General features: G+C 65.3%; 14 protein-coding genes. 12 read left to right on the top strand and 2 right to left on the bottom strand.

Going from position 1 to position 20,025, the window contains the following annotated elements; all coding sequences use genetic code 11:
- Positions 1–85: 85 nt before the first annotated feature.
- Complete coding sequence (locus tag HAP40_RS36660; RefSeq protein WP_166812122.1) at positions 86–1,498, bottom strand: MFS transporter; 1,413 nt, start codon at positions 1,496–1,498, stop codon at positions 86–88.
- A 192-nt stretch (positions 1,499–1,690) separates the two neighbouring features.
- Here HAP40_RS36660 and HAP40_RS36665 point away from each other — a divergent pair, with 192 nt between their 5' ends.
- Positions 1,691–2,926, top strand: coding sequence for an LLM class flavin-dependent oxidoreductase (locus HAP40_RS36665; protein ID WP_166812120.1), 1,236 nt, complete (start codon positions 1,691–1,693; stop codon positions 2,924–2,926).
- A 138-nt stretch (positions 2,927–3,064) separates the two neighbouring features.
- Positions 3,065–4,438 carry a cytochrome P450 gene (locus tag HAP40_RS36670; RefSeq protein ID WP_166812118.1) on the top strand — a complete coding sequence of 458 codons (1,374 nt, stop codon included), beginning with the start codon at positions 3,065–3,067 and terminating at the stop codon, positions 4,436–4,438.
- A gap of 251 nt (positions 4,439–4,689) precedes the next feature.
- Here the strand turns inward: HAP40_RS36670 and HAP40_RS36675 are convergent, their stop codons facing one another.
- Positions 4,690–5,529: an SDR family NAD(P)-dependent oxidoreductase gene (locus HAP40_RS36675; protein ID WP_166812116.1), complete on the bottom strand. Its 840-nt coding sequence runs from the start codon at positions 5,527–5,529 to the stop codon at positions 4,690–4,692.
- Between the two features lie 180 nt (positions 5,530–5,709).
- Here HAP40_RS36675 and HAP40_RS36680 point away from each other — a divergent pair, with 180 nt between their 5' ends.
- The 10 genes from HAP40_RS36680 to HAP40_RS36725 all read left to right on the top strand — a co-directional run bounded on the left by HAP40_RS36680 (position 5,710) and on the right by HAP40_RS36725 (position 20,012).
- A complete protein-coding gene (locus HAP40_RS36680; RefSeq protein WP_166812114.1) occupies positions 5,710–6,675 on the top strand; it encodes a sensor histidine kinase in 966 nt (321 codons plus the stop codon).
- 305 nt (positions 6,676–6,980) lie between these two features.
- The gene (locus tag HAP40_RS36685; RefSeq protein ID WP_166812112.1) at positions 6,981–8,717 is read left to right on the top strand and encodes a putative bifunctional diguanylate cyclase/phosphodiesterase; all 1,737 of its coding nucleotides are present in this window, start codon (positions 6,981–6,983) and stop codon (positions 8,715–8,717) included.
- A 259-nt stretch (positions 8,718–8,976) separates the two neighbouring features.
- On the top strand, positions 8,977–10,413 hold the full coding sequence (locus HAP40_RS36690) for a sigma-54 interaction domain-containing protein (RefSeq protein ID WP_166812110.1): 1,437 nt from the start codon (positions 8,977–8,979) through the stop codon (positions 10,411–10,413).
- Between the two features lie 322 nt (positions 10,414–10,735).
- Positions 10,736–11,920, top strand: coding sequence for a substrate-binding domain-containing protein (locus HAP40_RS36695; protein WP_166812108.1), 1,185 nt, complete (start codon positions 10,736–10,738; stop codon positions 11,918–11,920).
- Positions 11,921–12,089: 169 nt separating this feature from the next.
- Positions 12,090–12,863 carry an ABC transporter ATP-binding protein gene (locus HAP40_RS36700; protein WP_166812106.1) on the top strand — a complete coding sequence of 258 codons (774 nt, stop codon included), beginning with the start codon at positions 12,090–12,092 and terminating at the stop codon, positions 12,861–12,863.
- Positions 12,860–13,582 (top strand): ABC transporter ATP-binding protein, encoded by a 723-nt coding sequence (locus tag HAP40_RS36705; protein WP_166812104.1) that lies wholly within the window; start codon positions 12,860–12,862, stop codon positions 13,580–13,582. The genes HAP40_RS36700 and HAP40_RS36705 overlap by 4 nt, the downstream gene beginning before the upstream one ends.
- Positions 13,579–14,589, top strand: a complete 1,011-nt coding sequence (locus HAP40_RS36710; RefSeq protein ID WP_166812102.1) for a branched-chain amino acid ABC transporter permease — start codon at positions 13,579–13,581, stop codon at positions 14,587–14,589. Before HAP40_RS36705 ends, HAP40_RS36710 begins: the two co-directional genes overlap by 4 nt.
- Entirely contained in the window at positions 14,586–15,671 is a 1,086-nt protein-coding gene (locus HAP40_RS36715; protein WP_208024846.1) for a branched-chain amino acid ABC transporter permease, read from the top strand. Before HAP40_RS36710 ends, HAP40_RS36715 begins: the two co-directional genes overlap by 4 nt.
- Before the next feature lie 175 nt (positions 15,672–15,846).
- A complete protein-coding gene (locus HAP40_RS36720; RefSeq protein ID WP_166812099.1) occupies positions 15,847–18,957 on the top strand; it encodes a bifunctional diguanylate cyclase/phosphodiesterase in 3,111 nt (1,036 codons plus the stop codon).
- Complete coding sequence (locus tag HAP40_RS36725; protein WP_166812097.1) at positions 18,957–20,012, top strand: sensor domain-containing diguanylate cyclase; 1,056 nt, start codon at positions 18,957–18,959, stop codon at positions 20,010–20,012. The genes HAP40_RS36720 and HAP40_RS36725 overlap by 1 nt, the downstream gene beginning before the upstream one ends.
- Positions 20,013–20,025: the final 13 nt, after the last annotated feature.

A 20,025-nucleotide genomic window follows, 5' to 3' on the forward strand; every position in this document is an offset into this window, starting at 1 on the left:
TGCAAAATAAAAAGACCGTGCGCTGTCAATCCAGCGAAAATCGCTGGGATTTCCCGCGGAATCCGCGCGCATTAACCGCAATGCCTCAACTTGATGCAGAGGCGCGGCGCATCCATGCCAGAAATGCGGCGCAGATCATGATTAAGGCCACAAACAGCGCAAGCGAGACGAGAAATCCTGCGCGCGCTGATTGCACGGCTTCGACGGCGAAGAATACCGCGCCGATTGCGGCCACTCCGGCCGCATTCCCGATCTGGGCCGTCGTGCCATAAATGCCGGAAGCCGAGCCTGCGGCGGCGGGTTTCACGCTCGACAGCACTGCACCGGAGAGCGGCGCCATCACCAGGCCCTGACCGTAGCCGAAGACGACCATCGCGAGCGCGAGCGCCATCGGCGTCGGCGCGGCCAAATGGAAGACAACAAGTGCGAGTGCAGCAAGCCCTACGATCTGGAGCACGCAGCCCTCGATCAACACCTTGGTGCCGCGATGGCGGGCTCGCACGCCGCTGTGACGCGAGGCCACGACAAAAGCGAGCGCGAGCGGAATGAAGGCGAGGCCCGCCGTGAGCGGCGGGATCTCGAGGCCGCGCTGCATGTAGAGCGTCATCACCAGATAGAACGAGAGATTGGCGGCAAAGAAGAAGAATGCCGCGCCGAGACCGCGCAGGAAGGCGACGTCCGACAGCAGCGCGAGATCGACCAGCGGCATGCCGCCGGCGCGCGCGACCTTCCGCTCCAGCTTCAGGAACGCGGCGAGGATCGCACCGCCCGTCGCCATCACCGCCCACAGCCACGGCGCCCATCCGACATCATGGCCGAACAGCAACGGGCCGATCAGGCACAAAAGGCCTGCGAACAGGACAATGCTGCCCTTGATGTCGAGCTTCGTGCCTGATCGCCGCGGCACCGACGGCATGATGCGCCAGGCGGCAGCGGCGATCACGAGCCCGCAGGGCACGTTGACGAAGAACACCGAACGCCAGCCGGTGCCGGCGAGATCGATCGTGACCAGCAGCCCACCGAGCAGGAAGCCGGCGGCGCCCGCAAGTCCGAGCACGATGCCGTAGATCGCGAAGGCGCGGCTGCGCTGACCGTCGGCGAACAGCAGGTGCAGCGTCGCCAGCACCTGCGGCACCATCAGCGCCGCGGTCGCGCCCTGTGCCAATCGCGCGACGATCAGCTCCAGCCCGGATTGCGCGAGCCCGCACCACAGCGAGGTCGCGGTGAAGCCGAGCACGCCGGCCAGGAAGATGGTCTTGGTGCCGTGGATGTCGCCGAGCCGGCCGCCGGTGACGACCAGCGTGGCATAGGCGATCAGGTAGATCGCAATGATCGACTCGATCTGCGCCGGCGACGCCTTCAGCTCCACCGCGATGGTGGGAATGGCGACGTTGACCACGAAGGCATCGACGCCGAACATGAACTGGGCGGCCACGACGATGGCCAGCACCCACCAGCGGCGGGTGGAATCACGTTGTTGTGTGACGATCTGATGCATCGGCGCATGGCTCTGGAACTTCGTTGTTCTCAGGATTTCAGATCGCAGACGGTGCCGCGATTACCTCGCAGGTAGCGAAGCTTCACGCATGGCTGCATTCCGCCGCGCGGGACATCGCGCGATTGCGTTCGTGCCATCCGGCACGTAGCTTCACCGCCTCAACAAACAGAAAATCAAGCCGGAGAGACCGCCATGGCGCGCCTGAAGTTCGGAGCCTTCCTTGCCCCGCATCACCCGATCGGGGAGCACCCGATGCTCCAGTTCCGGCGCGATCTCGACCTGGTCGAGCAGCTCGATGCGCTCGGTTATGACGAGTTCTGGTGCGGCGAGCATCATTCCTCCGGCTGGGAGATGATCGCCTCGCCCGAGATGTTCCTGGCCGCGGCCGGCGAGCGCACCAAGCGGATCAAGCTCGGCACCGGCGTGGTGTCGCTGCCCTATCACCATCCCTTCAACGTCGCCCAGCGCATGGTGCAGCTCGACCACATGACCGGCGGCCGCGCCATCTTCGGCTCCGGCCCGGGCGCGCTGGCGTCGGACGCACACACGCTCGGCATCGATCCGATGACGCAGCGCGACCGCCAGGACGAGGCGATCGGCGTGATCCGCCGCCTCTTCAATGGCGAGCGCGTCACCGCCAAGAGCGACTGGTTCACCATGAACGACGCCGCGCTGCAGATCCTGCCCTTGCAGGAGGAAATGCCGTTCGTGGTGGCTTCGCAGATCTCGCCCTCCGGCATGACGCTGGCCGGAAAATACGGCATCGGCATCATCTCGCTGGGCTCGATGACGACGCAGGGGCTGATGTCGCTGCAGCAGCAATGGCAATTCGCCGAGGACGCCGCGAAGAAGCACGGCACCACGGTGAGCCGCGCCGATTGGCGCGTGCTCCTGACGTTTCACATTGCCGAGACCCGCGAGCAGGCGCGGCGCGAGGCCGGCGCCGGGCTGATGCGCTGGCACAACGAATATAATGTCGGCACGCTGCAGCGACCGGGACTCACCGCGTTCTCCTCGCCTGACGAGGCCGTGGACAAGACCGCTTTCGTCGAGGGCGCGGCCTCCACCATCGGCACGCCCGACGATCTCGTCAAAACCATCAAGAATGTGATGCAGGTGTCCGGCGGCGTCGGCGCCATCATTGGCTTCGTGCACGACTGGGCCAATCCGGAGAACACCCGTCGCAGCTGGGACATGGTGGCGCGCTATGTCGTACCGGAGATCAACGGCTATATCGACGGCCTGCGCAGGTCGCAAAAGTTCGTGATCGAGAACCGCGCGATCTTCGAGCGCGCGGGCCAGGCCGTGATGGCCAAGATCATGCAGAACGAGAAGGCCGCCGAGGCGCTGAAGGTGACCGGCCCCGGCCGCGTCGCCATTCCCGCCGTCAATGCGCCGGATCTGCAGAAGGAAGCGGCGAAGCGATAGGCCCCTCGGCATTACGCTTGTAACGACGTTCACAACAAAGGCATACCGGCCTGTGCTATGCTGTTCCCGGTCAGCTGGCGCGGGCCGCAGCCGATCTGTGCTCGCGCGCTGTTCGGTCGGTTAACCGGAGCAATCGTCATGTCGATGCAGAATGTGGCCCCTGCGCTCGGCTTCACCCCGCCAAGGCGCAACGAGCTCACGCATATCCCCGGCGACGAGGGCTGGCCGATCATCGGCAAGACCTTTCAGGTGCTCGCCGACCCCAAGGGCCATATCGAGGCGAACGGCGCCAAATACGGCCTCGTCTATCGCACGCATTTTTTCGGCGAGACCAATGTCGTGCTGCTCGGGCCCGAGGCCAACGAGCTTGTGCTGTTCGACCAGCAGAAATTGTTTTCGTCGACGCATGGCTGGAACAAGGTCCTCGGCCTGTTGTTTCCGCGCGGCTTGATGCTGCTCGATTTCGACGAGCACCGCCTGCATCGCAAGGCGCTGTCGGTCGCGTTCAAGTCCGGTCCGATGAAGTCGTATCTGAGCGATCTCGACCGCGGTATCGCGGCGCGGGTGGCTCAATGGAAGGCCAAGCCCGGCGAGATGCAACTCTACCCGGCGATGAAGCAGCTGACGCTCGATCTCGCCGCGGCCTCCTTCCTGGGCGCCGACATCGGCCCTGAGGTCGACGAGATCAATCGCGCCTTCGTCGACATGGTCGCCGCCGCCGTCGCGCCGGTCCGCCGGCCCCTGCCCGGCACCCAGATGGCGCGCGGGGTGAAGGGACGCAAGCGCATCGTCGCCTATTTTCGCGAGCAGATCCCGCTCCGGCGCGGCAATCACGGCGGCGACGATTTGTTCTCGCAGCTCTGCCGCGCCACCCATGAGGACGGCGCGCTGCTCTCCGAGCAGGACATCATCGACCATATGAGCTTCCTGATGATGGCGGCGCACGACACGCTGACCTCATCGCTGACCTCCTTCATCGGCGAACTCGCCGCCAATCCGGACTGGCAGGACAGGCTGCGCGCCGAGGTGCTCGCGCTCGGGCTCGCCCCCGGCGCACCAAGCAGCTTCGACGACCTCGAAAAGATGCCGCTGACGGAGATGGCGTTCAAGGAGGCGCTGCGGCTCAAGCCGCCGGTCCCATCGATGCCGCGCCGCGCGATGCGCGATTTCAGCTTCAAGGGCTTTACGATCCCCGCCGGCACCGCCGTGGGCGTCAATCCGCTCTACACCCATCACATGAAGGACATCTGGCCGGAGCCGGATCGTTTCGACCCGCTGCGCTTCACCGAGGAAGCCCAGCGCAACCGCCACCGATTCGCCTTTGTGCCGTTCGGCGGCGGCGCGCATATGTGCCTCGGCCTGCACTTCGCCTACATGCAGGCGAAATGCTTCGCGCGGCATTTCCTGCAGAACATCGAGGTGTCGCTCGCGCCGGGCTACAAGCCGGACTGGCAGATGTGGCCGATCCCGAAGCCGCGGGATGGGATGAAGGTGCGGGTGCGGGCGGCGTGAGTTTTCTCGTGTCCCGGACGCGCTGCAACGCGTAGCGTTGCTGCACAGAGCCGGGACCCAGAATCTTGCGACTCGTTCAGCCTGGAGAGATGGGCCCCGGCTCTGCGGAGCCGCTCTTTGCGCCGCACCGCGTCCGGGGCACGAGGCCTCGGTGGGCAAAGGCGCATAGCGCCGTGCCCATCATCCTTCACGTAAGGAAAATTGGTGGGCACGCTTCGCTTTGCCCACCCTACGGCATCTCGGCCTCGCCGCTACGCGCCCCCGTCGAACGCCTTGCGCAAGGCGCTGAGGCCCTGCTGCTGCTGGGTCCAGTTGCGGCCGCCGGTGACGGCGCCGTCGACGACGAAATCATGGCCGTTGACGAAGCTGGACTCGTCGCTTGCCAGGAACACCGCCGCGTAGGCAATGTCGTCGGGCAGGCCGGCCCGCGGGATCGGCTGCGCGGTCTTGTAGACGTCGCGCAACATCGCAGGCGTCTGCTCGGCTGCATCGGTGGAGAGCCCCAGCGCCTTGCCGAAGATTCCGGTCGCGATCGCGCCGGGCGAGATCGAGTTGACGCGCACGTTGGATTCACCGAGCTCCATCGCGACGCATTTGGTCAGATGGATCACCGCGGCCTTGGCCGCGCCGTAGACCAGCGAGGACGAATAGCCGGCAAGACGGCCGGCGATGCTGCCATTGTTGATGATGCTGCCCGAGCCCTGCTTCCTCATATAGGGCGCGGCGTGCTTCATCCCGAGCATGACGCTGCGTACCAGCGTCGCCATCGCGGCATCGAACCGTTCGGCCTCGAGGCCCTCGATGCCCCCGGTCTGCGCCGGGCCGCCGGCATTGTTGAACAGGCAATCGATCCGGCCGAACTTGTCGACCGCGAGCGCGATCAGCGCCTGCATCTGGGCTTCGACCGTGACGTCGGTCTGGCGGAAAACGCAGGCCGCCCCGAGCTGCTTCGCCAGTGCCTCGCCTTCCGGGACGCGCCGGCCCGCGATCACAATTTTGGCACCTTCGGCAACGAAGACTTCCGCCGTACGCAATCCGATCCCGCTCGTCGCGCCGGTGATGACCGCAACCTTGCCGTCCAGCCTTCCCATGGAATGTTCCCGTTTTCGAATGATTTGATTTTCAGATGGCGGACACTGACAGATGACGGCGCCGCGACGGTCACTATTCCCGCCGGCTCGCGGTAAGGCAAGCGTTGCTTGCGCTTTCGACATGCGTAACATTCACGCCCATCGCTCGACTTTCGGACGGGCATCGCGACCGGGTTGGGCATGGGGAAGCTGATCGACGAGTTCCGCAAAGGCTGGCAGGGTGCGGCGCCGCCATCGCCCGGTCTGAGCATCGCCTTCGCGGTCGCTTGCCTGCTGGTTGCGACGCTGGCGCGCTGGGCCCTCGCGCATATGCGGCCCGACGTCTACTTCACCCCCTACTTCCCCGCCGTGTTCTTTGCCACGGCCTTCGGCGGCTTCCGCATCGGCGTCGCGACGGCGTTGTTCGGCGGCGTGCTCGGCGTCGTCGTGAATTTCGGCGATGCCTCCGCCGATCGAGCCCGGTTTGCCCTGCTGACGCTGTATTGGGTGGTCTGCGCGCTCACCATTTGGGGCGTCGAGCATTATCGCACGCTGCTGATCGAGCAGCGCCGGATTTCCAAACGCCTGATCGAGGAAGAAGAGTATCGCAAGCTGCTTGTCGACGAGCTCCAGCACCGGCTGAAGAACAAGCTGTCGACGGTGCACGCCGTGCTGCATCAGGTGCTGCACGACCAGCCGCAGGTCTGGGCGCGGATCGATCCGAGGCTACGGTCGCTGGCCACCACCGACGATCTGATCTCGCGGATCGACAAGGGGGGCTGCGACATTCGCGATCTCCTGATCGCGGAGCTCGGGCCTTACGGTCACGTCCGCTTCACGCTCAATGGCGAGCGGCTGTTCCTGCCGCCGAAGCTCGCGGTGACGCTGTCGCTGATGTTTCACGAGCTCGCCACCAACGCGGGCAAGTATGGCGCGTTCTCCGCGCCGCGCGGATTGTTGCAGGTGTCCTGGACGATCACCGGCGACCGGCTCACCGTCACGTGGGACGAGACCGAGGGACCGAGCATCGGTGAGATATCGGCGCCCGGCTTCGGCACCAAGTTGCTGAAGTCGGCGCTATCGGCCTTCGACGGCAAGACCGAAATCTCGTATCTGGCCACCGGCCTGCATTGCATCATGCAGTGTCGCATCCCCGCAAGCGGCTAGGTTGGGGAGAGGGTATCTCCGCAATCGCCTCCCCACGAGGAGAGAACCCTCACCCGGCGCGCGGCCAATTGATTCAACACAAGTTCATTCTGCCAGACCAGAAACAAGCCAAAGAGAAACACGCGCTGTTTCGCTGAGCGCATTGACCCTCTGTTAATGACGATGATCGGCGCGCGTCGCATCGTCGCAAGTTTCTTCCAAAACACCCCCGTATTTCTCCGGAGCCCTTAACCAAACTTAAGAGGGAACTGCGCATGATTGCGTGCATTGCAAAGGCGCGCTGAACAGCAAGATTCATGACTTCTATGAACGACAACAGATATTCCGGCGCGAGCGAAGCCGAACTCGGATTTCTCAAGGAAATCGTTAGAATGCTGCCAGCCGGCCTGACCGTGCAGGACGCGCATGGCGAGCTTCTGCTGGTTAACGATGCCGCGGCCGCCCAGCTCGGCATCGATGGCAGCCATCCCTCGCCCGATCTGGCGCCGCGCCGCGAAGCCTGCCGACGGGCGCTCAGCGCCGGCCAGGCCGTCGTCACCGAGGAAGCGCTTCACGATGGTGCCGCACGCCAGGTGCTGCTCACGACCCATCGTCCCGTCCGCCTCGCCGGACGCGAGCTGCTGATCTCCGCCTCCTCCGACATCACCGAGCAGAAGAACTTCGAGGACCAGCTGTTCCGCTCGGCCTATTTCGACGAGCTGACCGGGCTGCCCTCGCGGCGCGTGATCGAGCATCGCGCCAACGGCCTGCTCGGCCGCGATCGCGGCGGCGAGCGCTTTGCTCTGGCCTTTCTCGACGTCGACAATTTCAAGCACATCAACGACTATTACGGCCATACCGTTGGCGATGCGCTGCTGGTCGAGCTGTCGAGACGGCTCGGCCGCGACCTGCGCGATTCCGACATGCTCTCGCGCATCTCCGGCGACGAATTCCTGCTGCTGCTCGCGCCGATCCAGAGCCAGGAGGAGGTCGCCGAATTCATGCAGTCGACGCTGGAGCGGCTGACCGCGCCGTTCTTCATCGACAATTCGGAGCTCTTCGCCTCCACCTCGGTCGGCATCAGCCTCTACCCCGATCACGGTCGCAGCTTCGAGACCCTGCGCCAGAACGCCGACATCGCGATGTACCGCATCAAGAACGACGGCAAGGGCTCGGCGGCGTTCTTCGACGCCGGCATGGAGCGCGAGGCCCTGGCGCGGACGAAGGTCGAGCAGTCGCTGCGGCTCGCCATCCTGGAGAAGCGTTTCTGCTGCGCGTTCCAGTCCAAGGTCGACATCCGCACGGAGGCCGTGAAGGGTATCGAGGCCCTGGTGCGGCTGCGCGACGACGACGGCGTGATCCAGGCGCCCGGCTCGTTCATCAACCTGGCCAGCGAGCTCGGGCTGATCGACGAGCTGACCCATCTCGTGCTCGCCGAGATCGTCAAATCGATCGACCTGATCAACGAGACCTTCGGCGCGGAAGCGACCATCAGCATCAACGTCGCCGCCAAGCAGGCCGGCAACCCCGAATTCATGCGCAGCTTTGCGCAGGCGCTCGACGACACCGGCTTCCCGCAACGTTTCATGATCGAGGTGACGGAAGACGCCTTCGTCGCCAAGAATCATTTCCAGGCCGAGATCCTGCCGATGTTCCGCAAGCTCGGCGTCGGCATCTCGATCGACGATTTCGGCACCGGCTACTCCTCGCTCTCGGCGCTCGCCGACATCACCGCCGACGAGATCAAGATCGACCGCTCCTTCATCACCGACATCCATAAGCGTCCGCGCAGCCAGGGCATCTTGCGCGCGATCGAATCCCTGAGCGAAGCGCTCGGCATGACCGTGATCGCCGAGGGCCTCGAATCCTACGAGGAGCTGGCCTATCTCCAGGCCGCGACCAAGATTCGCTACGCGCAGGGCTATTACTTCTCCCGGCCGATCTTCCTGGAGGAGCTGAAGCTCGCAACACCCGCCGCCAGCGAGTCGCGCGCCAGCGTCGCGAGCCGCCCCACGCAGCAGAGCCGCCAGGCCTATTCGCGCGCGAGCGCGTATCGGCGGTAGGGACGCAAGCGGCGCAACAATCTCAGTGTCGTCCCAGGGCGCGCGAAGCGCGAGCCTGGGACCCATAACCCCAGGGGACAGTGTGACGCGAGGCTCCCACTCCGAGTCATCGCCAAACTTCTTCCTGTGGGTATGGGTCCCGGGTTCGCTTCGCGCCCCGGGACGACAGCAACTGCTGAGCTTGGCCTAGTGACCATTCTCCCCTTTGAAATTGCTACCCTTTTGCTAATAAACAGCCAGACTTCCCGCGAGGTACGTCATGCCCGCCTCCTCCATCAGCGATCCCGCTTATCTCCGCGCGCGCGCGATGGAGACGCTGTTCGAGCGGCTCGAGAAGCTCTGCGAGGGCGCGATTGCGATCGATCGCGGCGGGCGGGTCGCCTATGTCAACGAGAAATATCTCGCGGCGCTCGGCCTCAGCCTAACCAGTGAGGCGATCGGCCGGCCGATCGAGGAGGTCATCCCCAACAGCCTGATGCGGAAGGTGGCCGAGACCGGCGAGCCGATCCTGCTCGACATCATGGAGCTGGGCGGCGAGCAGCTGGTCGTCACCCGCATGCCGATCGAGGACGAGGACGGCCAGGTGATCGGCGCGATCGGCTTCGTGCTCTATGATCATCTCGAAAGCCTGAAACCACTGCTCGCCCGCGTCACCCAGCTCGAAAGCGACCTGCGACTGGCCCGGCGGCAATTGTCCAACGCCCGCGCCGCGCGCTTCACCTTCGCCGATTACGTCGGCACGACGCCCGCCATCGCCCAGGCCAAGGAGCTGGCGAGCCGCGCCGCGCGGCAGAGCGTCACGGTGCTGCTGACCGGCGAGACCGGAACGGGCAAGGAGATGCTGGCGCAGGCGATCCACAACGCCTCGTCGCGCGCGGACAAGCCTTTCGTCAGCGTCAATGTCGCTGCGATCCCCGACACGCTGATCGAATCGGAATTCTTCGGCACCGCGCCGGGCGCCTATACCGGCGCCGACCGCAGGGGGCGCGAGGGCAAATTCCGCATCGCCGACGGCGGCACGCTGTTCCTCGACGAGATCGGGGAGATGCCGCTGCAATTGCAGGCCAAACTGCTGCGCGTGCTGCAGGAGCGCGAGATCGAGCCGCTCGGCTCGGACAAGATCTCCCGGGTGGACGTGCGCGTCGTCGCCGCCACCAATGTCGACCTGCGCAAGCGCGTCAGCGACGGCACGTTCCGCCCCGACCTCTACTATCGCCTCAACGTGCTCTCGATCGACCTGCCGCCGCTACGCAAATGTCTCGCAGATCTCCCCGACATCTGCACGCGGCTGATCGAGGACATCAGCGCCTCCGGCGATTTCGTCAACGTGAAGATCACGCCGAGCGGGCTTTCGGCGCTCGCGCGCTACGACTGGCCCGGCAATGTCCGCGAGCTCCGCAACATTCTCGAGCGCGCGATGATCCTGAGCGATTCCGGGCGGCTGACCGGCGATGACTTCGTCCACATCTTGCCGGTTGGCGCGGATGCAAGCCCGGCGCCGGCGCAACGGATGACCGGATCGGTCGTTCCTTACGCCGAAGCCGAGGCCGAGTTCGAGAAGCACACGCTGGAACAGGCACTCGCCGCCAGCAACGGCCAGATCACGGAAGCCGCGCGCATGCTCCGTATCTCGCGTGCGACCTTCTACAAGAAGCTCGCCAAATTCGGCCTCGCATCCGGATCGCCGCCCGTCTGAGTTTCGAGACGGCACCTGTCCGGAGTCTCAGATTCCTGACACCATACCCCGCGGCCTTCGCCTGAACCCCTCGCCGACAATTGCCGTATTTTCAGCCACTCCCGCGCAAAGCGCCGCCTCTGGCGCGGAGCTTGCTCTGGGCCGGCGAGAGGAAATGCAGGGCCGGGATCGTTAACGCGGCTCGCGGCGATCCGGCACGCATACGTCAACAGACTGTCACATGCAGCGTCATGCAAGCACACCCGGAAGGTGGAATTGCAATGTCTGCACACTTGTGCAAATCGCTTTGACCAAGGCAGTTCATTCAAGGAGGGACCCCATCGTGCGTCGATCACTCGTCATAACAACAGCCATCCTCGCGCTCGCCGCGAGCACCTCCGCCCGGGCCGACGATCTCAAGGTCGCGCTGATCTACGGCAAGACCGGCCCGCTCGAGGCCTATGCCAAGCAGACCGAAACCGGCCTGAAAATGGGCTTCGAATACGCCACCAAGGGCACCATGACGCTCGACGGCCGCAAGATCGTCATCATCACCAAGGACGACCAGGGCAAGCCCGACCTCTCGAAGGCCGCGCTCGCGGAAGCCTATCAGGACGACAAGGCCGACATCGCGATCGGCACGACCTCGTCGGCCGCGGCACTCGCCATTCTGCCCGTTGCCGAGGAGAACAAGAAGATCCTGATCGTCGAGCCCGCGGTCGCGGATCAGATTACCGGCGAGAAGTGGAACCGCTACATCTTCCGCACCGCGCGCAACTCCTCGCAGGATGCGATCTCCAACGCGGTCGCGATCGGCAAGCAAGGCGTTACCGTCGCGACGCTGGCGCAGGACTACGCGTTCGGCCGCGACGGCGTCGCCGCGTTCAAGGAGGCCCTGGCCAAGACCGGCGCGACGCTCGCTGCCGAGGAATATGCTCCGACCTCGACCACCGACTTCACCGCGGTCGGCCAGCGCCTGTTCGACGCGCTGAAGGACAAGCCGGGCCGCAAGGTGATCTGGGTGATCTGGGCCGGCGCCGGCAATCCGCTGGCCAAGCTCCAGGACATGGATCCGAAGCGCTACGGTATCGAACTGTCGACCGGCGGCAACATCTTGCCGGCGCTCGCGGCCTATAAGAGCCTGCCCGGCATGGAAGGCGCGACCTATTATTTCTACGAGATCCCGAAGAACCCGGTGAACGACTGGTTCGTCGCCGAGCATCAGAAGCGCTTCAACGCGCCGCCGGACTTCTTCACCGCCGGCGGTTTCGCCGCCGCGATGTCGGTCGCGACCGCCGTCACCAAGGCGAAGTCGACCGACACCGAGAAGCTGATCACGGCGATGGAAGGCCTGGAGTTCGACACGCCGAAGGGCAAGATGGTGTTCCGGAAAGAGGACCATCAGGCGCTGCAGAGCATGTATCACTTCAAGGTCAAGGTCGATCCGAACGTCGCCTGGGCCGTGCTCGACCCGGTGCGCGAGCTGAAGATCGAGGACATGGACGTTCCGGTCCGCAACAAGCGCTGAGTTCTTCACCTCTCCCGCTTGCGGGAGAGGTCGTCGCGAAGCGCCGGGTGAGGGCTTTCTCCTCTGGGGGATTTGTCCCATTGCGGAGATACCCTCTCCCCTACCCTCCCCGGGGGAGGGGGCGCTCCGTGATAGTGGATACAGCCCAACTCTCACTCACCAGACTGTCATGACGCTGACCCTCGAAACCCGCGACCTCACCATCCGCTTTGGCGGCCATGTCGCGGTCAACAACGTCACCTGCACGTTCCGCCCGGGAGAGCTCACCGCGATCGTCGGGCCGAACGGCGCCGGGAAGACCACCTATTTCAATCTGATCTCAGGTCAGTTGCGCGCCTCGAGCGGAAGCATCCTGTTCGGCGGCACCGACATCACCCAGAATTCCGCGCCGATGCGGACCCGTGCGGGTCTCGGGCGCGCGTTCCAGCTCACCAATCTGTTCCCGAACCTGACCGTGGAGGAGAATGTCCGCCTCGCGGTGCAGGCGGCCAATGGCACGCATTACGACATGCTGCGGCCCTGGATGGTCCGCCGCGACCTGATCGCGCGGGCCGACGCCATCCTCGACCAGGTCGCGCTCGGCAGCCGCCGCGGCGTCGCCGCGACCGTGCTGTCGCATGGCGACCAGCGCAAGCTGGAGGTGGCGCTGATGATCGCGCTGGAGCCGAAAGTGTTCATGTTCGACGAGCCGACCGCGGGCATGAGCATCGACGAGGTGCCGGTCGTCTTGAACCTGATCGCGCAGCTCAAGCAGGACAGGAGCAAGATCATCCTGCTGGTCGAGCACAAGATGGACGTGGTGCGCTCGCTGGCCGACCGCATCATCGTGCTGCATAACGGGCAGCTCGTTGCGGACGGGCCGCCGGCCGAGGTGATCGCCTCGCCGATCGTGCAGGAAGCCTATCTCGGCGTCGCCCCCAAGAACGCAGAGAGCGTCGCATGACCGATCTCCTCACGCTCTCCGGCGTGCACACCCATATCGGCCGCTATCACATCCTCCAGGGCATCGACCTCGCGGTCCCGCAGGGGCAGGTCACGATGCTGCTCGGCCGCAACGGCGCCGGCAAGACCACGACGCTGCGCACCATCATGGGCCTGTGGCAGGCCTCGCACGGCGAGATCAGTCTCGCCGGGATGCGCATCGAGAGCCGCGCCACGCCCGACATCGCGCGGCTCGGCGTCGGCTATGTGCCGGAGAGCATGGCCGTGTTCTCCGACCTCACGGTCAAGGAGAATCTGGTGCTGGCGGCGCGCGACGGGCCGCTCGACGACAGCCAGCTCGACTGGATCTTCGGCTTCTTCCCGGCGCTGCGCCGGTTCTGGCTGTCGCGGGCGGGAAGCCTCTCGGGCGGACAGAAGCAGATGTTGTCGATCGCGCGTGCCATCATCGAACCGCGCAAGCTGCTCCTGATCGACGAGCCGACCAAGGGCCTCGCGCCCGCCATCGTGATGGCACTGATCGAGTGCCTGAGGGAGATCAAGCGCAAGGGCGCCACCATCCTGCTGGTCGAGCAGAATTTCTTCGCTGCCCGCGAGCTCGGCGACAAGGTGCTGGTCATGGACAACGGCACCATCGTCCACCGCGGCGAGATGGCGGCGCTGGCCGCCGACGTGCCGCTGCAGGAGCGGCTGCTCGGCCTGAGCCTGGAGGCACATCAGTGACTGACCTTGCCGCAAACGATCCGCTGCCGAAGCCGAAGCGCGACCTCGCGCCGATCCTGCTGCCGGTCGCGCTCGCCCTTGCCATGATCCCGCTGATCGGCTCGACCTCGTCCTGGCTGACGCTGACCGTCGCGAGTCTCGCCATGGGCATGATGATCTTCATCATGGCTTCCGGCCTGACGCTCGTGTTCGGCCTGATGGACGTGCTCAATTTCGGCCATGGCGCCTTCATCGCGGTCGGCGCCTATGTCGCGACCCTGGTGCTGGCGCCGTTCGCAGCCTCCATCCAGGCGGATTCGCTCTGGGTCAATCTCGCGGTGCTGGCCCCGGCAGCGCTGCTGTCGATGGCGGTCTCGGGCGCGCTCGGCCTGGTCGTCGAGCGCGTGCTGATCCTTCCCGTCTATGGCCAGCATCTGAAGCAGATCCTGATGACCACGGGCGGCCTGATCGTCGCCGAGCAGACGCTCTATGCGCTGTGGGGGCCGCAGATCATCCCGACGCCGCTGCCGACCTCGCTACGGGGGTCCTTCATCCTCGACGACGTCGCCATTGCAAAATATCGCGTGCTGGCGATGCTGATCGGCCTCGCCATCTTCATCGCGATCCAGCTCGTGCTCAACCGCAGCAAGCTCGGACTTCTGATCCGTGCCGGCGTCGAGAACCGCGAGATGGTGGAGGCGCTCGGCTATCGCATCCGCCGCCTGTTCCTCGGCGTGTTCATGACGGGATCGGCGCTCGCCGGGCTCGGCGGCGTGATGTGGGCGCTCTATCGCGAGCAGGTTCACGCCTCCATGAGCGACGACCTCACCGTGCTGATCTTCATCGTCGTCATCATCGGCGGGCTCGGGTCGATCGGCGGCTGTTTCATCGGCGCCATCCTGGTGGCGATGGTGGCCAATTACGGCGGCTTCCTGGTGCCGAAACTCGCCCTCGTCTCCAACATCCTGCTGATGGTCGCCATTCTGATGTGGCGGCCGCGCGGCCTCTATGCGGTGACCAGCCGATGATGATCCTCTCCGGCGACCCGCCGCGCAGCCGCGTCCTCACGCTGGTTCTCGTCCTCATCATCCTGGCGCTGGCGGCAACGCCGTTCCTGTTCCCGGGCGCCAAGGCGCTGAACGTCGCGGCCAAGATCTGCGTCTTTGCCGCGCTGGTCGCGTCCTACGATCTGCTGCTCGGTTACACCGGCTCGGTGTCGTTCGCCCACACCATGTTCTACGGCATCGGCAGCTACGCGATCGCCATCGCGCTGTACGGCATGGGCCCGAACTGGGCAGCGGTCGCAACCGGCATCGTCATCGGCCTGCCGCTCGCAGCACTGCTGGCGCTCGCGATCGGGCTGTTCTCGCTGCGGGTCGCCGCGATCTTCTTTGCCATGATCACGCTCGCGGTCGCCTCGGCCTTCCAGGTGCTGGCCTCGCAGCTCTCCTGGCTGACCGGCGGTGAGGACGGACGCAGCTTTCAGCTGCCCGAGCTGCTCCGGCCCGGCACCGTGCTGATCTCCAAGAACCTGTTCGGCTTCGAGATCAACGGCCGCATCCTGACCTTCTACCTGGTGTTCGCCATTTCGGCACTGATGATCCTCGCGCTGCTGCGGGTGGTGAATTCGCCGTTCGGGCGCGTGCTCCAGGCGATCCGCGAGAACCGTTTCCGCGCCGAGGCGCTCGGCTTCCGCACCGTCTTCCATCTGACCTACGCCAACTGCCTCGCCGCGCTGGTCGCCGCGAGCGCCGGCATCCTGAACGCGCTGTGGCTGCGCTATGCCGGGCCCGACACCTCGCTCAGCTTCTCGATCATGCTGGACATCCTGCTGATGGTCGTGATCGGCGGCATGGGCACGATCTACGGCGCGATCATCGGCGCCACCATCTTCATCCTCGCCCAGAACTATTTGCAATCGCTGATGGGGGTCGCGTCCACGGCGGCGTCGGAAGCCGGCCTGCCGCTGCTGCCGGGTCTGCTGCATCCCGACCGCTGGCTGCTGTGGCTCGGCCTGCTCTTCATCGCCAGCGTCTATTTCTTCCCCACCGGCGTGGTCGGACGGCTGCGCAAGGCCGGCGGCGACAAGAGCGCGGGCACCTCGCATTAAGCAGCGATTAACGATGCAGCGCAGCGGTTATGCTGCAGATGGCGCAAACCGCGACGCGATTCGCGCCGGGCGGCAGCGAGATGCGACTGCGCAGCCGGATTAATGCTTAGCTAACTGGTTTTCCTAAGGTTTGCGCCATTTGTGCGGTGTATTTCTGTCCCTCCAGGGAGGGGATATGCACCAGGTCTTTGCAGGGATCGCCGCCGGAATGTCGCTAGCCGTGAACAACGGCTGGAGGGCGGCGATGCGGCGTGGCCCCGTGCTGTGGTTGACCCTGTGCGGCGTGTTGCTGGTCGCCGGGATCTTCACCGTGACCGCCATGGCCGTCGGCGAGTTTCGCGAGCGCACCCTGGTCAACCGCGAGCGCGAGCTGGAGAACACGGTACAGCTGATCGCGCGGCACTTCGACCAGCAATTCGAGGATTCCGACGTCGTCGCCACCGATGTGATCGGACAGATGAACCTGCCTGACATCGCCTCGCCCGCGATGTTCCGCGAGCGCATGTCCACGCCTGCGACGAACCAGATGCTGCGCAGCAAGATCAGCTCGGTGTCCTATCTCGGCGATATCGCGATCTACGATGCCGAGGGCGAACTGATCAACTGGTCGCGGGCCCAGCCGCTGCCCAAGATCAACGTCTCCTCGCGCGCCTATTTCCAGTCGTTCAAATCCAACCTGACGTCCGAGCCGGTCATCCTGGAATCCGTCCGCAGCTTCATCATCGGCAAATGGACCACGGTGGTCGCGCGGCGTCTGAGCGGCCCCGACGGCACCTTCCTCGGCGCATTGGTCCGGCGGATCGATCCGGACAGCTATCAGAAATATTTCGCATCTGTCGCGCTGGCCGAGGGCACCGCGATCTCGCTGTTCGATCGCCAAGGCAAGATGCTGGCGCGCTACCCCCACCTCGAGGAAATGATCGGACGGAGCTTCAAGGACGCGCCGCTGATGCGGAAGGTGCTGACCAAGGGCGGTCAGCACACGCTCCGCGTCACGAGCCCGGTCGATGGCGAGGAGCGGCTCGGCTCCGCCGCGTCGCTGATGCATTTCCCGCTCGTCATCGTCGCCACCAACACCACGGCGGCAGCGCTTGCCGACTGGCGGCAGCAGACCGGCTTCATGGTCGCAACGGCCGGCTTCTCGGCCGCCGTGATCGCGCTCATTCTTTATCTGATCATTCGCCAGATCAACCGGCAGAACCGCGAAGCCCAGGAGCGGATCGAGGCGGAGCGGCTTCGGCTCGACACCGCCTTGAACAATATGACGCAAGGGCTGATCCTGTACGACGCCGCCGGATACATCGTCACCTGCAACCGCCGCTATGCCGATATGTTCGGCCTGTCCCACGACGTCATCAAGCCCGGCTGCCACATCCGCGAGGCAATGTACCATCGCAAGGAGCGCGGTGCCTTCGACGGCGACGTCGAGGCATTCTGCACCGACGTCATGAGGATCGTCGGTGAAGGCACGGTCTCCACGAGATTGCATCAGCTGGCCAACGGCCGCGCCTTCCAGGTCATCAACACCCCGCTCGCGCAGGGCGGATGGGTGGCCACGATCGAGGACATCACCGAGCGCCGCAACCTGGAGCAGGAGCGCGACCGAAACCACACCTTCCTGCGCGAGATCATCGACCATATCCCCTCGCAGATTACCGTGAAGGACGCCCGAACGCGGCAATATCTGCTGCTCAACGGCGTCGCCGAACAGCTGTTCGGCCAGTCTCGTCAGGACGTCGTGGGCAAGACCGCCTTCGACATATTCCCCGAGATACCTGCCGCGCGCATCACCGAAGACGACAGCAGAGCGTTGAACTCGGCCAAGGGGCTGTTCAAGGACGAACATGCCTGGCAGATGCCGGGTATGGGGCTGCGCTACATCACGTCGACACGGATCGGCATTCGCGATGAAGCTGGCGAGCCACGCTATCTCATCCATGTCATTGATGACGTCACCGAGCGGCGGCGCGCCGACGAGAAGATCGCGCACATGGCGCATTACGATGCGCTGACCGATCTGCCGAACCGCACGCTGTTCCGCGAGCAGATCGAACGCGAGCTGGCGAAGGCCTCCGACAGCTGCCAGTTCGCCCTGCTCTATATCGACGTCGACGAGTTCAAGGGCATCAACGATTCGCTCGGCCATCACGTCGGTGACGAGCTGCTGAAGGCGATCGCGAGCCGCCTGCGCGGCTGCCTGACGCAGGGCGACCTCATCGCGCGTCTCGGCGGCGACGAATTCGCGGTCATCCAGACCGGAATCTCCTCCTCCGCGGACGTCGTGGCGTTCGTGACGCGGATCTACGAGGCGATCCGGCAGCCCTATCATTGTCTCGGCCATCAGCTCTCCACCGACGCGAGCATCGGCATCGCGCTGGCGCCGCAGGACGGCTCCGACCTCGATCAGCTCATCAAGAATGCCGACCTCGCGATGTACGGCGCCAAGGCCGAGGGACGTCGCACCCACCGCTTCTTCGAGCCGGCGATGGATGCAAGCGCCAAGGCGCGCCTGACCATGGAACAGGATCTGCGCCAGGCCCTGGTCAATGGCGGCTTCGAGATTCACTACCAGCCGCTGGTGGACCTACGCTCCGGCGAGGTCTCGGGCTGCGAAGCGCTGCTGCGCTGGCGTCACCCCGACCGCGGCATGGTATCGCCGGCGGAGTTCATTCCGGTCGCCGAGGACACCGGCCTGATCAACGAGCTCGGCGACTGGGTGTTGCGCATGGCCTGCAACGAGGCCGCGACCTGGCCCGCGCATGTCCGCGTCGCCGTCAACGTCTCGCCGGTGCAGCTCAAATGCGACACGCTGGCCTTGCGGATCGCCGGCGCGCTCGCCGCGTCCGGGCTGGACCCGCGCCGGCTCGAGCTCGAGATCACCGAGGCCGTGCTGATCCGCGACGACGAGGCGGCGCTCTCGATCCTGCATCAGCTCCGTTCGATCGGCGTCCGCATCGCGCTCGACGATTTCGGCACCGGCTATTCCTCGCTGAGCTATCTCAAGCGCTTCCCGTTCGACAAGATCAAGATCGACCGCTGCTTCGTCGCCGACATCGCGGAGACGAGCGGGGCCCCGGTCATCGTGCAGGCCGTGGTGAACATCGCCGCCGCCAGCAACATGACCACGGTCGCCGAGGGTGTCGAGACCGAGGCCCAGCGCGAGATGCTGCGTAACCTCGGCTGCACGGAGATGCAGGGCTATCTGTTCAGCGCGCCGAAGCCGGCCAGCGAGGTGCGAAAGCTGTTCGGCTCCGGCGGTACCGTGCCGGTGGCGGCGGTGGCGTGATGGCGAAGCCGCGCAAGAGCTCCACGAAGTCCGTCGACGTCGTGGATTCCTATGCAGTGCGGCTGATGCAACATCTGGTGGTGCCGACCTTCGTGATCGACCCCAAGCGCCGCGTCGTGATCTGGAACAGGGCCTGCGAGCGGCTGACCGGCGTCGCCGCCTCGGAGGTGATCGGCACGAGCAAGCACTGGCAGGCCTTCTACGAGACACGGCGCCCTTGCCTTGCCGATATCGTCGCGCTCGACCGGCCGGAGCAGCTGCCGGAATTCTATTCGGAATATGCCGCGCGCGGCCATAACGGCCTCGGCTTTTCAGCGGAGAACTGGTGCGTGATGCCAAAGCTCGGCAGCCAGCTCTATCTCGCCATCGACGCCGGCCCGATCCATGACGAGGCCGGCAACCTGATCGCGGTAGTGGAGACGCTGCGCGATCTCACCGACCAGAAGCGCGCGGAAATGGCGCTGAAGGAGCTCGCCACCAAGGACGGGCTGACCGGCCTGTCGAACCGCCGCGCCTTCGACCAGATGCTGATGAGCGAATGGGGCCGCGCCCAGCGCACGCAGAAGCCGCTGGCGCTGCTGTTCGTCGACGTCGACCATTTCAAGCTGTTCAACGACCGCCACGGCCATCAGAGCGGCGACGAATGCCTGCGTGCGGTCGCCGCCGCCGTCAGCCGGCACGCCATGCGTCCGCTCGACCTCGCCAGCCGCTATGGCGGCGAGGAGTTCGCGCTGATCCTGCCGGACATGGATTGCGACAGCGCCTGCACCGTCGCCGAGGAGATCCGCTGCGCCGTCATGGCCCTGCAGATCGCCCACGGCGCCATGGGGGCCGGCGGCCACGTCACCCTCAGCGTCGGCGTCGCCAGCCACATTCCCACCGGCGCCGATGGCGGCCCCGACCGGCTGCTCGGCGCAGCCGACGAGGCGCTCTATGTGGCCAAACGGCTCGGCCGCAACCGCGTCATCTGCGCCGAACGGGTTCTCGCCGAATTCGCCGCCCTCGGCCGGGAGGCCGCAGCGGTTCCGGGCCCTGTCAGGCGCAAAACGGCTTGAAAACGCTTCTGGC

Source organism: Bradyrhizobium sp. 1(2017) (genome assembly GCF_011602485.2).
Classification (GTDB): Bacteria; Pseudomonadota; Alphaproteobacteria; order Rhizobiales; family Xanthobacteraceae; genus Bradyrhizobium.